Annotated in this window: 10 protein-coding genes; 4 read left to right on the top strand and 6 right to left on the bottom strand. The window is 40.8% G+C overall.

What is annotated here, in order from left to right; translation table 11 throughout:
* Positions 1–28 precede the first annotated feature (28 nt).
* On the top strand, positions 29–802 hold the full coding sequence (mazG, locus tag QZZ43_RS08855) for a nucleoside triphosphate pyrophosphohydrolase (protein ID WP_291858000.1): 774 nt from the start codon (positions 29–31) through the stop codon (positions 800–802).
* Positions 803–954: 152 nt separating this feature from the next.
* On the opposite strand, the gene QZZ43_RS08850 is transcribed toward mazG, so the two are convergent.
* From QZZ43_RS08850 to QZZ43_RS08835, 4 genes are all read right to left on the bottom strand, one after another.
* A complete protein-coding gene (locus QZZ43_RS08850) occupies positions 955–1,524 on the bottom strand; it encodes a DNA-3-methyladenine glycosylase I (protein WP_291857999.1) in 570 nt (189 codons plus the stop codon).
* A gap of 41 nt (positions 1,525–1,565) precedes the next feature.
* Positions 1,566–3,368, bottom strand: coding sequence for a TrkH family potassium uptake protein (locus tag QZZ43_RS08845; protein WP_291857998.1), 1,803 nt, complete (start codon positions 3,366–3,368; stop codon positions 1,566–1,568).
* Positions 3,369–4,061, bottom strand: coding sequence for a TrkA family potassium uptake protein (locus QZZ43_RS08840; RefSeq protein WP_291857997.1), 693 nt, complete (start codon positions 4,059–4,061; stop codon positions 3,369–3,371).
* A 117-nt stretch (positions 4,062–4,178) separates the two neighbouring features.
* The gene (locus QZZ43_RS08835) at positions 4,179–6,347 is read right to left on the bottom strand and encodes a cation:proton antiporter (RefSeq protein ID WP_291857996.1); all 2,169 of its coding nucleotides are present in this window, start codon (positions 6,345–6,347) and stop codon (positions 4,179–4,181) included.
* A gap of 253 nt (positions 6,348–6,600) precedes the next feature.
* Between QZZ43_RS08835 and QZZ43_RS08830 the strand changes: the two genes are divergently transcribed.
* Entirely contained in the window at positions 6,601–8,850 is a 2,250-nt protein-coding gene (locus tag QZZ43_RS08830; protein ID WP_291857995.1) for an amino acid permease, read from the top strand.
* A gap of 53 nt (positions 8,851–8,903) precedes the next feature.
* Here the strand turns inward: QZZ43_RS08830 and argF are convergent, their stop codons facing one another.
* On the bottom strand, positions 8,904–9,905 hold the full coding sequence (argF, locus tag QZZ43_RS08825; protein WP_291857994.1) for an ornithine carbamoyltransferase: 1,002 nt from the start codon (positions 9,903–9,905) through the stop codon (positions 8,904–8,906).
* Positions 9,906–10,146: 241 nt separating this feature from the next.
* Positions 10,147–11,124 carry a carbamate kinase gene (locus tag QZZ43_RS08820; RefSeq protein WP_291857993.1) on the bottom strand — a complete coding sequence of 326 codons (978 nt, stop codon included), beginning with the start codon at positions 11,122–11,124 and terminating at the stop codon, positions 10,147–10,149.
* A gap of 255 nt (positions 11,125–11,379) precedes the next feature.
* On the opposite strand from QZZ43_RS08820, the gene QZZ43_RS08815 reads away from it, so the two are divergent.
* Positions 11,380–12,045 carry a hypothetical protein gene (locus tag QZZ43_RS08815; RefSeq protein ID WP_291857992.1) on the top strand — a complete coding sequence of 222 codons (666 nt, stop codon included), beginning with the start codon at positions 11,380–11,382 and terminating at the stop codon, positions 12,043–12,045.
* Positions 12,046–12,186: 141 nt separating this feature from the next.
* Positions 12,187–14,478, top strand: a 2,292-nt coding sequence (locus tag QZZ43_RS08810; protein ID WP_291857991.1) for a DNA translocase FtsK, incomplete at its 3' end; no start/stop codon positions are given.

Here is a 14,478-nt window from a genome sequence, read left to right as displayed (position 1 = left end):
TCAGATTTACATACTAACAACATTAACAATGCACGAAAAGAAAGAGGCTTTTGGCCGGTTACTTGAAGTAATGGACGAATTGCGCGAAAAATGTCCGTGGGATCGCAAACAGACAAATGAATCACTGCGCTCCCTCACTATTGAAGAAACCTACGAACTGGCTGATGCCATACTTGAAGGTTCTGAAGACGCCATTCGCAAAGAGCTGGGTGATTTGTTGCTTCATATTGTTTTTTATGCAAAAATAGGCGAAGAAAAAGAGGCATTCTCCATTAAAGAAGTAATAGATTCACTGATTGAAAAACTCATATACCGTCACCCCCACATTTTCGGAGAAACAAAGGTGAAAGATGCCCGGGAAGTGGAACAAAACTGGGAAGCCCTCAAATTAAAAGAAAAAGATGGCAACCGCTCGGTTTTGGAAGGCGTGCCTATGTCTCTGCCGGCGATGGTAAAAGCGAACCGCATTCAGGATAAAGCCCGTGGAGTGGGATTTGACTGGGAACAGCGTGAGCAGGTATGGGATAAAGTACAAGAAGAGCTAGAAGAACTGAAGGTGGAAATGATAAAGAATGACAAGGATGCCATTGAAGATGAGTTTGGCGACCTGTTTTTTTCACTGATAAATGCCGCCCGCCTTTATGGAGTAAACCCCGAAAATGCACTGGAACGCACCAATAAAAAGTTCATCAAACGCTTTAATTATCTGGAACAGAAAACTATTAAACAAGGAGTTAATCTTAAAGACCTTTCACTTGCGGAGATGGATGAGATATGGAATGAGGCCAAACGAGAGGGGTAGGGAATTTTAGGTCTCTGTGTTCTGGGTTGGGGGTTGAAATTGAGTTATTTGATAACAGCCTTTTTCCATCGTTTAACTGTCTTCTATTTTCATTCTTATGGCCGGTACTTACATTCGTTCATAGAGCTTTCTTTTATAAAAAACTCTATGCCCTACCCCATGCTCATTTCCCTAATTGCACACCCCACCACATGGTCATTAACCATACCGGTTGCCTGCATGTGTGCATACACAATGGTACTTCCAACAAATTTAAACCCTCGTTTTTTGAGGTCTTTACTAATTTTATCGGAAAGTGGTGTTGATGCCGGAATATCTTTGAGACTTTCAAAATGATTCACAATGGGGCTTCCGTTCACAAACCCCCAAATGAAGCGGCTAAAAGAACCAAACTCTTCGCGCACTCTAAGAAAAGCCTGTGCGTTGGTGACCGCGGCCTTTATCTTTAGTCGGTTACGAATAATTCCATCGTTTTGGATGAGTCGTTGAAAGTCATCATCTGTATAACCGGCAATTTTATGAAAGTCAAAATTGTCGAATGCCTTTCTGAAATTTTCACGTTTTCGCAGAATCGTAATCCAGCTCAATCCGGCCTGGAAACCTTCCAATATCAGGAATTCAAAAAGAGTCTCATCGTCAAAAACCGGTCTGCCCCACTCTTCATCATGATACTTAACATAGAGCGGGTCATTTCCGACCCATTCGCAACGTTTGAAATTCATATCAGCCATTGTTAAAAGATTTCTTCCAAATTCATTAATAATTATCCTATCATTAATCGTGCATTGGGATACCTGTAGGAACCGGAAATGATGCGACGACTAAAAATAACCACCATCGTTAAAGAACCAATCCTGCCAATAAACATAGAGATCACCAGAATAATTTTTCCGGACATGGAAAGCTGCCCTGTAATTCCCAGCGATAGGCCAACAGTGCCCATTGCAGAAATCTGTTCGAAAAGAATTTCGCGTAAGGAAAATTGGGGGTTGGTTAATGATAAAAGAATGGTAAATAGAAACAAAAAAGAAAGGGCCACAGCGATGATTGCATAAGTCTTATTTACCGAGGCCCAGCGAATATTTCGTTTAAAGACTTCCACATGCTCTCTCCCTCTGATATTGGCCCATGCAGCTTTCAGGGCTACTGCAAAGGTAGTGGTTTTTATACCGCCACCGGTTGATCCGGGACTGGCTCCCACAAACATGAAAAGCATGAATAATAATAAGGTGGGAGTTGTGAGTAAGGAGGTATCTACTGTATTAAACCCGGCGGTGCGGGTGGTAGCGGATTGAAAAAAGGAAGCCACAATTTTTCCAACAAGCGAATGGTCTTTCAGCGTGTTGTTGTACTCAAAAATGAAAAACAGAGCTGCACCCGAGACAAGCATCCAAAAGGTAATGGTCAGCACTACCCTTGAATTGACCATCAGTTTCCTCCAATATTCTTTTTGAATCTGTTGATAAGGCGGTTTTGCGAAAACGTCTTGTAGCACAATAAACCCAAGTCCTCCCACAACAATTAACACCATTATCACAATCTGCGCTCCATACTGGAACCGCACCGGAGCCTCAAATAATCCATTTGTAAAAAGTGAAAAGCCTGCGTTATTAAAAGCCGAAACAGAATGAAAGACGGAATAAAAAAGTCGTTCAAAGGGGCCTTGAAATTCGTATTGATTTCCCCACAAAAAGTATAATAAAATGACACCGGTTATCTCAAAACTCAAACTGTAAAAAATAACTTTTCGCAGAATCCCGGTCAAACTTCCAATATGGTCAGTATCCATTACATCCTTTAGTAAACTGGATGTATATAAACTTCCGCTTTTTCGATAAAAAGAACCAATAAAAGTGGCAATGGTCAGCATATTGAGCCCACCAAGCTGAAAAAGCATCATAATAATCAGTTGTCCTCTGAATGTAAAGAATTCTGCTGTATCCTTCACAATCAATCCGGTAACGCAACTCGCACTGGTAGACGTAAATAAAGCATCAACCCAGGATATGGAGGTATACGTCATTTCAGGCATCTTAAGCAGCACTGTACCAATCAGTATCAGAATAATAAAAGAGAGTGCAAGAAGGGCTCCGGGACTGATGTGTAAATGACTCATGTTAATGGATGCACGTCCTGTTTCCCGTAGGACTACAATCCAAAAAATTCCCTGAACCACCAGAAAATAACCATGAGAAGACATCCCTGCCAGTTGAGTTAGCTGAAATATCCAGGCTTTTCCGAAAATAAAATATATTATTGATTCACTCAGGATGGAGAGCATAATAATGCTTTCCCACAGATTCTTGCGCAGAAATTCTCTCGGATTAAAATCAAAAAATACCCGGAGCAAGAACTGTAACAGAAAAAAATCCAATACTCTATGCAGCTGAAATATTAGATTCTCCGTGGTTTCCTCGTTCGGTGAAAAACCAAAAAAACGGATAATAAAAAAAACTCCTGTCAGTGCAGCCACCACCGATAAAATATTCATGACCCGGAAAAACCGTTCTCTGATGTCGAAAAGAAAAACATTAATGCGTTCCCGGGTATTTCTTAACTCTCCCATTTATTGATTGATTTCAATAAACCGTTCAACATGGCTGCGTTTTCCAAAAAGAATTAGAGAATCATTCTCCCGAATGAGACTTTCCCCTTTGGGAATTCCATAAATATGCTGCTCCCAGACAATTTCTCCGTTTTTCTCAACATCTACGCCGCGTTTCATTGTAATAAGATTCAGGTGATAGCGTCGTCTGAGGTCGATGTCGATAAGAGAGCGACCAATAACATCGGGCGGGGCAGCAACTTCCATAATACAAAACTCATCCGGAAGGTCAAGATACGAAACAATGGAGGGATTCATCAATCTTTCGGCCACGTTGATTCCTACCTCGTCCTCAGGAGAAAGAATTTCTTCAACTCCGATTTTCTCCAGAATAACGCGTTGATTTTTCCCCCTGGCACGTGCCATTATTCTTTTTACTCCGATATCCATTAAAAGGGTTGTGCAGAGCAGCAATTGTTCAAAATCTTCTCCAATGGCAACCACCACAGCATCGAAATCGAGAATGCCCTGAGAGAGGAGGGTCTTTTTGTCGGTAGCATCCATCGCCACAGCCAGGGCCACCCGGTTGCCCATTTCTTCAATAATATGCTCATTGCGATCAATTACCAAAACTTCAGCTCCCTTTTTGGTTAGTGATTTTGCTATGGCCATACCAAACTGGCCCATGCCTATAACTGCAATTTTCTGTGCCATCTATGATTGAGATTAGAGGAACGAAAGTATCAAAAAATATATTTAACCGCAATACTATTCCGGATACAACAAAATTCAGCGGAAAATTCGCAATTTCATTCATTGAGAGAAAAAGAGTTAGTTTTGTTCTCTTTTAATTCTCCATATTTCCTTCCTTCTGAAAATATTGGCAAGTGTTTTTCCAATGGTATCAATCTTTTCGATGGTTTCCAACATTGAAGAATCCGTGAGGTTTATTTTTTTCTCATGTGATAAAAGGATTTCTTGCCGGGGATAAATGATTAAAAAATTGGAATATTGGAAATAGTTATTCAGATAGGATGTTATTTTTTCCATAGCAGGGTGGTATGAGTTGAAACCTTTTCGACTCATCACAATAATCAGATTATTGTTCGGGCTTACGTCCCTGGATAAAATCAAAAAATCGTCCCATTTGTTGAACACATTAAATTCTGCATCGATGGGATGAATAGAATGAATTTCCCTGAGCAGCTTAAGGGTTCTTCCATCTGAATAAAACAAGATTTTTGCTCCTGTATTTCCGGCAATGTTCCATATTCTTGAAACCCAAAAAGAAAAACCTGATTCGTATTCAGCATTTTCAGGAACAACAACAATGTGACGCCCGATGGTAGAAATGGGCTGAAAGGGGTTGTAAATATAGGTTGTGAAATTATTTTTGGAAAGGATACCTTCTGTCAGGTTGCCCAAGAAGGTGTCAGACATCCCCTTTTGTACATGTAGTCCGAGAATAAGGTCAGTAATATTATGTTCCTTAATAACATTGGTGATGCCATGTACCACATCGAGGTCGTAACGTAACAAGGTTTGCAGTTCCATATCCGTGGCCGAAGCAGCGACCCGGGCTTTGTTGAGTAATTGGCGGGCCCGCTTCTCCAGTTCAGTATCAGTATTATCCCTGTTAATTATATTGAGTGCAAAAAAGCCATTCAGGTTTCGTTTTGATTTTATGATGGTACTTAAATTAACCATTTCCTCAATGTTTTCAGGATTACTCAAAGGAATTAGTATTAGCTCTTTATTTTCTTCAATCACTCCATCCATTTGCTCGGTTGTGGATATTTTTTGAGCACTTTTCTGGGTTACAAAAGAGGCAATTGTACAAGTTACTAATATCATGATAATGGTTCCATTGAGTACACTGTCATTCAACAGGCGTATAGGATCACCATCAGGAGTATGTCCCAGAACTATGTTGTAACCAACTAAAACAGCCGCAAGTGTAGCAGCTGCTTGTGAATTGGTAAGCCCAAATATCAGGTGCATATCATCACGACTCAGTTTAAAACTCTTTTGAGTAGCCAGAGCCGCCAGATACTTTGCAAGAGTGGCAACAATTGACATGGATACAGCCACCATTATGGTCTCCAAATTGCTAAAAGACCGATAATTAATTAGCATCCCTACCCCTATCAGAAAAAATGGAATGAAGATGGCGTTGCCCACAAAGTTGATGCGGTTCATTAATGGAGATGTCCGCGGAATTAGTCTGTTTAACGCCAGTCCTGACATAAATGCCCCGATAATGGCTTCAATGCCAGCAGCCATTAATAGAACTGCACCCAAAAAGACAATAACCAGTACAAAAACATATTGCGAAACACTGTCGCTAAAACGTTTAAAAAACCATCTGGCAATTCGTGGAAATACAAAAGTTATGATGAGTGTAAATGCGATGAACGATACCAGTAATTGCAACCAGAAAAAATTATTTATTTCTCCGTTTGACATACCCACAATAATAGCCAGGACAAACAATGCCAGAGTATTAGTTATAAGGGTACTGCCCACGGAGATATTGACTGCTGTATTTTTTGTTATTCCCAGTTTGCTTACAATAGGATAAGTAATCAATGTATGAGAGGCAAACATGCTGGCAAGGAGTGTTGACGTTGAAAGAGAAAAGCCAAGAAGAATAACCCCCAAAATTATTCCAAGTATCATTGGGATAAAGAAACCGTAGAGGCCCAGCATCGTGCTTTTGAATGCATGTCTTTTAAAATCGTTCATATCGATCTCCAGGCCAGCCTGAAACATAATATAGAGTAACCCCGCTGTTCCGGAGAGTATTATGCTGCTATCTCGCGCCAGAAGGTTAAAACCATGTGGTCCAATTACAATTCCGGCTACAATCATACCCAATAACTGCGGAATCCTCAACCGTTCTGACAATATGGGAATGACTAAAATTACAAGTAGAATGATCAGGAATTTAACAACCGGATCGATAACAGGCAAATCGATATCTAGAAAATCAAAACTCATAATAATCTATTTCCGATAGTCAAATATAAGTTATTTTTATGATCCCCGGCTATTACATATGTGCTTACGCTTTGATTTTAAGTGCGAATAGTGATTCCTGTATTCCTAACTGTATGAGTTATCCCGACAGGAAATATGGCCGAATGCGAAAATAAACACCAATGATTCTTATCAGAAGAAAATAATCTTTCCTGAATTTATTAACTTCACAAAAAAATAGATTATCCTTAATACATCGAAAGAAAGAGTGATTATGGAGCAAAAAGTGCAAATCAATACGGCACGTCGGTTTGGTACGGCACCGGTTTTCATCACGGCCATCTCCACTATTTTAGGTGCTATCTTGTTTCTGAGATTTGGCTTTGCCGTTGGAACCATAGGTTTTACAGGTAGTTTGCTGTTGGTTATTCTAGGGCATTTGATAACCATTCCCACTGCCCTGGCCATTTCAGAATTATCAACCAATACTCGCGTGGAAGGAGGAGGAGAATACTTTATTATATCCCGCTCATTTGGTCTAAATATTGGTGCCACGATAGGTATTGCCCTGTTTCTCTCTCAGGCGATCAGCATCGCATTTTACATCATTGCTTTCACCGAAACATTTGAAATGCTATTTCAGTGGTGGATTACAAAATATGGTTGGGAACTACCACGTCAGGTTGTGAGCCTTCCGGTATTAGTGATTCTGGCAATTCTCATTATCCGCAAAGGAGCTAATATGGGTATTGGGCTATTGTATGGTGTAGCCGGAGTATTGTTTTTGTCGTTAATAATGTTTTTCCTGGGTTCTGGAGAACCAGAACTGGTAAAAGGAGAGCATTTCAGTTCCAATTTTAGTTTTTCTAATCCCCAGAGCTTTTTTTCCGTATTTGCGATTTGTTTTCCGGCCTTTACAGGGATGACTGCAGGAGTCGGGCTCAGCGGTGACCTTAAAAATCCGGGGAAATCACTTCCTATTGGTACCATGGCAGCAACCATTGCAGGAATGTTGGTTTATATTCTTGTAATATGGAAAATGTCCGTATCTGTTTCCACCGAAGCATTGCTTTCCAATCAGTTAATCATGTCTCAAATTGCTGTTGGAGGTAGTATTTTTGTATTAATGGGATTGGCTGCCTCTACCCTTTCCTCAGCGCTTGGATCAGTACTGGTTGCTCCGCGTACCTTACAGGCCCTGGCTAGTGATAAAAGCTTTCCTTTACCCGGAGTCAACCGAAGATTGTCAAAGGGAAAAGGGGTCACCAATGAGCCCCGTAATGCCTCGATTGTAGCATTTCTAATTGCTTTTGTTTTTGTGGGAATGGGAAATGTTGATGCTGTAGCAGAAATAATCTCCATGTTTTTTCTGATAACCTATGGCTCACTTTGTCTTATTAGTTTTCTGAACCATTGGGGTTCTTCCCCCTCCTATCGTCCGCGGTTCCGGTCGAAATGGTATTTTTCACTCATTGGTTTTTTGCTTTCCGTGTGGGTTATGTTTATGATTAATCCGCTTTATACAGTGGTTGCTTACTCAATGATTATAGTCATCTACCTCGTTATTGAGCACTACAACAAAGACCGTAAAGGACTGGTTAATCTGTTTAGAGGCGCACTGTTTCAGCTTAACCGAAAACTCCAGGTTTACATGCAGAAGAATCAAAGCCCAATTGAGAGTGAAGAATGGCGTCCGGCAGCTGTTTGTATTTCAGCAAATTCCTTTGAACGGGAAAAGATTTTTGATTTGATGAACTGGCTCTCCTATCGTCATGGTTTTGGCACCTATTTTCACTTTATAGAAGATTATTTTAGCCGCCAGAGCTTTTTGGCATCCAGGGAAATTATGCATCAGTTGGTTGAAATTCAAAAAGAAGAAGATAGCACACTGTACATCGATACCATGATTTCTCCATCCTATACTTCTGCCATTGCCCAAATTATCCAGGCGCCCAGTATTTCAGGGATGGAAAATAACATGGTGGTGTTTGAATATGAAAAAAATCAAACAGAAGAAGTGGAACGTATCATAACCAATATCGCACTTACCAAGGCTGGTAATTTCGATGTTTGTGTTTATGGGATGGGGCAATCTGCTACACGGTTCCGGAATGGCATTCATGTGTGGATAAGACCAGTGGATTACCTCAATGCCAACCTGATGATTTTGCTTGGTTACATTATTCTGGCCCATCCCGACTGGAAGAAAAGTAAAATTAAGATTTTCAGTATTTGTGCGCCGGAGCAGGTGGAGCAAACCAGAGAACAACTCAATCACCTGGTTGAAGAAGGACGTTTGCCAATTACTCTTTCTAATATTGAGATTGTTCCGGCAACTGAAAACAGGGCTATCCATGAAATTGTTGAAGAGAAATCAAAACATGCCGGATTAACCATAATTGGTTTCCGTGAAGAACACATTAAACGCAGGGGGGCAGAATATTTTAACGATTTCTCAAGTTTGGATGATGTGTTGTTTGTGAATGCATCACAGGCAAGGAAAATTGTGGAAAAAGAGGAGTAGTTTTTTATTTCCCCTGACGAGTTTGATACTATGTCAGGGGAAATTAAAATACATCAAGCTCCCAGTGTGGCTACCATCACCGCTTTGATGGTATGCATCCGGTTCTCGGCCTGATCAAAAACGATAGAAGCAGGAGATTCGAATACATCCTCTGTTACTTCTAATCCGTCAAGACCAAACTTTTGAAAAATTTCCCCTCCAACTTTTGTTTCCCGGTTATGAAAAGCAGGCAGACAGTGAAGAAATTTGCAGGATGGATTTCCTGTTTTCTCAAGTGTTGAAGCATTTATCTGGAAGGCTTTAAGCATCTCGATACGCTCTTTCCAAACATCCTCACTTTCGCCCATTGAAACCCATACATCTGTGTATAGAAAATCACATCCTGCTACCCCATCTTCCACATTTTCAGTGATGGTAATCTGTGCGCCGGTCTCCTTGGCAATTTCACGGCATTTCTCTACCAGATCCGCATCGGGTTGAAGCGATTTAGGTCCCACAATGCGCACATCCATACCCATTTTGGCACCACCCACGAGCAACGAATTGGCCATATTGTTGCGTGCATCGCCTAAATAGGCAAACGAAACCTGTTTCAAAGGCACATTCGAATGCTCTTTCATTGTCAGAAAATCGGCAAGAATCTGGGTGGGATGAAACTCATTTGTAAGGCCATTCCAAACAGGAACTCCAGCAAATTCAGCCAATTCTTCGACAATGGTTTGTCCAAATCCCCGATACTCGATTCCATCGTACATACGCCCCAAAACCCTGGCCGTATCTTTCATCGATTCTTTATTACCAATCTGCGACCCGGAGGGCCCAAGGTAAGTAACGTGAGCACCCTGATCGTGCGCTGCCACTTCAAAAGCACATCGGGTGCGTGTGGAAGACTTCTCAAATATGAGGGCAATATTTTTACCTGAAAGCTGTGGTTGTTCCGTTCTGGTATACTTGGCCGCTTTTAGTTGTTCGGCCAGTTCCAGCAGAAACGCTATCTCTTTGGGCGAAAAGTCCAGTAGTTTTAAAAATGATCGGTTCTTTAAATTGAAAGCCATATATATTTAATTTTAGTGTTCAGTTTTAAGTTCGAGCCTAACCTGCATTATTCACAAATAATCTATTCCGATGTCCAACTATCTGCAAAATACAATCGTCCTCATTAAAATGGATTTGAAAATAATTTATTATTTCCTACATCCATATTCTCTGCGGTTGATTTTATTTCTTAATATTTGAAAATCTCATAACGATAATTCATGAATAAAGCAGGCTAAAGAAAGGTATTCATCCACTGTTTCAGTCATACTTATGCAAGTCTTTATCTTCGTATTCCATAGTAATTTTTGTTCCAAAGGATTTATCCTCGAGCTTTTTGGATTCGGTGATAATGCTTTGTCGCCCCCCCATTTCAATGAATGAGAGAGCAGCTTTTATTTTAGGAGCCATACTTCCTTCACCAAAAGTTCCGGCATTAAGGTATTTCAGAGTATCGGTATGATTTAGAAATTCCAGTTTCTTTTCATCAGGTTCCCCATAATTAACATAAACAAAAGGAACATCGGTTAGAACATAAAACTCATCAGCTTTAATCTGGGTGGCCAGAATAGAGCTAGCCAGGTCTTTATCCACAACCGCTTCAGATGGCCGCACCATTCCCTGCTCATCCGTGTAAACAGGAATACCACCTCCTCCCACCGCAATTACTATTGTACCGGCCCTGGCGTTGCTCTCAATCACCTCACAGTTCATTATCGACTTTGGCACAGGCGACGGAACAACCCTCCTATAGCCACCCACACTTTTCTTCTCCTCTTTAAAAATCCAGCCTTTATCCTTATTAAGTCGGTCTGCTTCCTCTTTAGTCATCATTTTTCCGATCCGTTTGGTAGGGTTGTTAAATGCAGAATCTGTAGGATCAACTTCAGTGAGGGTCATTAAGGTAAGAACATTTCTTTTAAGATGGTGTTTACACAAAACATTCAATAAGCAACGTTCAATCATATATCCGATGCCTCCCTGACTGTCGGCCACACAAATATCAAGAGGCATTTGAGGTACGCCGTACTGATTCTCCCCGGCATCGTTTCGCAAAAGAATGTTCCCCACCTGAGGCCCGTTTCCATGCGTGAACACCAGGTTATACCCTTCTTTAACAAGGAAGATAAGGTTTTCAAGTGTTTCAGTAGTGTTGGCTTCCTGCTCCTCAATCGTTCCGGACTGGTTGTTTCTCAGCAGTGCATTGCCACCCAAAGCAATAACAGCAAGTTTGCTCATATTATTCAATTTATCTTATTACAGCACTATATTCGAGAAAAAAAGATAGTTTTCCTATGACCATTATCAGCAAAGAAGTATCTATCATTGGTGGATTTGATTTTGACCAGCACCCCGAATCAAAAGATAAGCGTTTAATTATTTCTTAAAAATTAGATTAAATTTGAAAAAGCTTAGACCATGTAAACCATTTAGAGAATTCATTTTATGAGGCATTGTTCCAAATCAATTTTTAAGATCCTTTCAATAATCTTATTGTCAGCATTTTTTGTTCTATACGGATGCAAGCAAAGACAGAAGAAAACAACACCTGTTGTTTCGCAAGGCGTGGTAAATTATACCATTTCCTATTCCCCGGAAATAAAAGCTAAAAACTTCTCTTTTTTGCTTCCCGAAGAGATGCATTATTTCTTTCGACCCGGACAAGAGCGTATCTCTTTTGAGGGAGATTTGGGCATTTACTCACTGGACTTCATTTCAAATCACAATACCGACAGTAGTACAACTTTACTAAAAATCATCAACAGAAAAATGTATGTTCCCGCGTCGGAAAGTAATAAACTCTTTATTTTTCAACAGTTGCAAGAGGGAAAAGTCTTTTTTGAAAAAGACACCTCCCGAACCATTTTAGGCTATGAAGCTCAAAAAGCAATAATAAAATTGGGAAAAACCAACAGTGAAATTATCGTTTGGTACACCCCGGAGATCGCTATCCCAACCACCAATAAAAACACTCCTTTTGCTGAAATTCCTGGTGTTTTGCTTGAATTTTCCATCTTTTACAATGATGTGATGTTCACTTTAACCCCTCAGTCCATCATCGGAGATACGTTGCCGGAATCCATATTTGAGATTCCGGTGGATTACCAACCCGCCACCATTCAGGAAATTGAACAAACCATTTCAACCATCATTAAATAAACATACAATTAAAATTGCTTTTAATCGTTGAATGGTAGCCAATCATTTTTCTGCAGACATTATTTTAAACTTTATTTCTTTTAAAAGCTCAAAAGGCCCGTTCAATTATTATTTTTGCAGGAGGAAAACCAAATTAGCACCATGAGTAACGGCAAAAAGACAGCAAAAGGGAAAAAAAGTCGAAAAACAGGTCTCTCCAAATGGGAGACCAATCTTAAGAATTTCAAGTTCCGTTTTATTTCAGGATTAGTTCTTGTAGCGCTGGCATTCTATCTGGCGCTGGCATTTATGTCGTTTTTCTTTACCGGGTTTGCGGACAGAAGTAAATTCGACATTGCATTTTGGGATTTTATTAAAGATGCGGAAATAACTGTGGAAAACTGGACTGGCAAATTTGGTGCCTGGCTGGCCGACACCTTTATAAATGACTGGTTTGGAGTAGCTTCAACTGCAGTGGTAGTATTGCTTTTCATGACCGGAATAAAACTGGTAGGTGCCAAAATAATGAAACTCTCATCCGCTTTTGCACATGCCGCACTCATTACCATCTGGACTTCTCTTACACTTGGATTCTTTTTTATCGACTCTGTCAATGATCAATACCTTCTTTTGGGCGGTGCGCATGGTTTTTTTCTGAGTACCTGGCTGCAGTCGGCTATAGGATGGGCCGGAACATTTATTCTAATACTGGTTACACTTTTCGCCTACCTCTCTTTTAGTTTTGATTGGTTTATTGTGCTTGTTTCCAAGCCTTTTATCAATAAAAACACTTCGGATACCAATGTAGAAACACAAAACAACATTGAACATTCTGATGGTTTAGATTCATCAAAAGAAAAGGCAGCACCAGCGTCCGACAAACCATTGGATGAAGAATTATCACTGGAAAGAGCGGTGAGCGGATTGTCCGAAGTTTCTGAAACCACAAAGCCGGTATCTACGCCAAATCAGGCACATAACCAACAACAAACAGAGGTTCATGACGAAGAAACCATGAAAATGGAGTTTGAACCTCAAAATACCGATAAGTCGCTGGAGCATGATGGTGATGAAGACCTGGAGCTCAAAATTGAAAGGGCAGCCACTGAAGAAATGTTGGAGCATAACGATGACAAACCTTTGGGGGATTACGATCCCACTCTCGATTTGTCTTCCTATAAACTTCCCACTTTTGATTTGCTAGATGATCATGATGGGGGGTCGGGACAAGTTGGTGAGGAGGAGCTTATTTCCAACAAAAACAAAATCGTTAAAACCCTGGAGGACTACAAAATACAAATCAAAAGCATTAAAGCAACTGTTGGTCCCACCATTACATTGTATGAGATTGTTCCTGCACCGGGTGTACGCATTTCCAAAATCAAAAACCTGGAAGATGATATTGCCCTTTCGCTTGCTGCTCTGGGAATCCGAATTATTGCCCCCATTCCGGGACGTGGCACCATTGGTATTGAAGTTCCCAATTCAGAACCGGAAGTGGTGTCCATGCGCTCGATTATCACTTCACGCAAATTTCAGAATAGTAAGTTTGAACTACCCATTGCTTTTGGAAAAACCATCAGCAATGAAACTTATATGATAGACCTGACCAAAGCACCCCACATGCTTGTTGCCGGAGCTACAGGACAGGGTAAATCAGTAGGATTAAATGCGATTATAACATCATTGCTGTATAAAAAACACCCTTCGCAACTTAAATTTGTGTTGGTTGACCCCAAAAAAGTAGAACTGAACATCTACAGCAAGATTGAGAAACATTTCCTGGCCAAGCTACCGGATGAAGAGGAATCCATTATCACGGATGTTCAACGGGTGGTAGCCACCCTCCATTCCCTTACCATTGAGATGGATCAGCGCTATGATTTGCTCAAAAAGGCACATGCGCGAAACATGAAGGAATACAACCACAAGTTTGTTAAACGTCAGCTAAATCCTGAAAAAGGCCACCGTTTTCTACCTTACATTGTGGTGATTATCGATGAGTTTGCCGACTTGATTATGACCGCCGGAAAAGATGTGGAAATGCCAATTGCCCGGATTGCTCAGTTGGCCCGTGCGGTGGGTATTCACATGATTATTGCCACGCAGCGTCCATCAACCAACATTATTACCGGAGTTATCAAAGCCAACTTCCCCACCCGTGTAGCATTTAAAGTAGCTTCCATGATCGACAGTCGCACAATCCTGGACTCTCCCGGGGCCAATCAACTTATAGGCCGTGGCGACATGCTCATCACCCAGGGAAGCGATCTGATTCGCGTTCAGTGTGCCTTTGTGGATACGCCTGAAGTTGAAAAAATCAACGAATACATCGGTGTCCAGCAGGGCTATCCTTCGGCCATGATATTGCCCGAATATACAGGAAATGATAGCGAAGGCGCTGAGCCCGGAGAAGTTGATTTATCGAAACGTGATTCCATGTTCGAAGAAGCA

This window comes from Marinilabilia sp., assembly GCF_016278715.1.
GTDB lineage: Bacteria > Bacteroidota > Bacteroidia > Bacteroidales > Marinilabiliaceae > Marinilabilia.
This window is presented reverse-complemented; position numbering and strand designations above follow the sequence as displayed.

Excerpts from the sequence above, each read along its gene's own strand:
- QZZ43_RS08850 (WP_291857999.1), bottom strand. The coding sequence starts at position 1,524 with ATGAATTTCAAACGTTGCGAATGGGTCGGAAATGACCCGCTCTATGTT.
- argF (WP_291857994.1), bottom strand. The coding sequence starts at position 9,905 with ATGGCTTTCAATTTAAAGAACCGATCATTTTTAAAACTACTGGACTTT.
- mazG (WP_291858000.1), top strand. The coding sequence starts at position 29 with ATGCACGAAAAGAAAGAGGCTTTTGGCCGGTTACTTGAAGTAATGGAC.
- QZZ43_RS08840 (WP_291857997.1), bottom strand. The coding sequence starts at position 4,061 with ATGGCACAGAAAATTGCAGTTATAGGCATGGGCCAGTTTGGTATGGCC.
- QZZ43_RS08845 (WP_291857998.1), bottom strand. The coding sequence starts at position 3,368 with ATGGGAGAGTTAAGAAATACCCGGGAACGCATTAATGTTTTTCTTTTC.
- QZZ43_RS08820 (WP_291857993.1), bottom strand. The coding sequence starts at position 11,124 with ATGAGCAAACTTGCTGTTATTGCTTTGGGTGGCAATGCACTGCTGAGA.
- QZZ43_RS08835 (WP_291857996.1), bottom strand. The coding sequence starts at position 6,347 with ATGAGTTTTGATTTTCTAGATATCGATTTGCCTGTTATCGATCCGGTT.
- QZZ43_RS08830 (WP_291857995.1), top strand. The coding sequence starts at position 6,601 with ATGGAGCAAAAAGTGCAAATCAATACGGCACGTCGGTTTGGTACGGCA.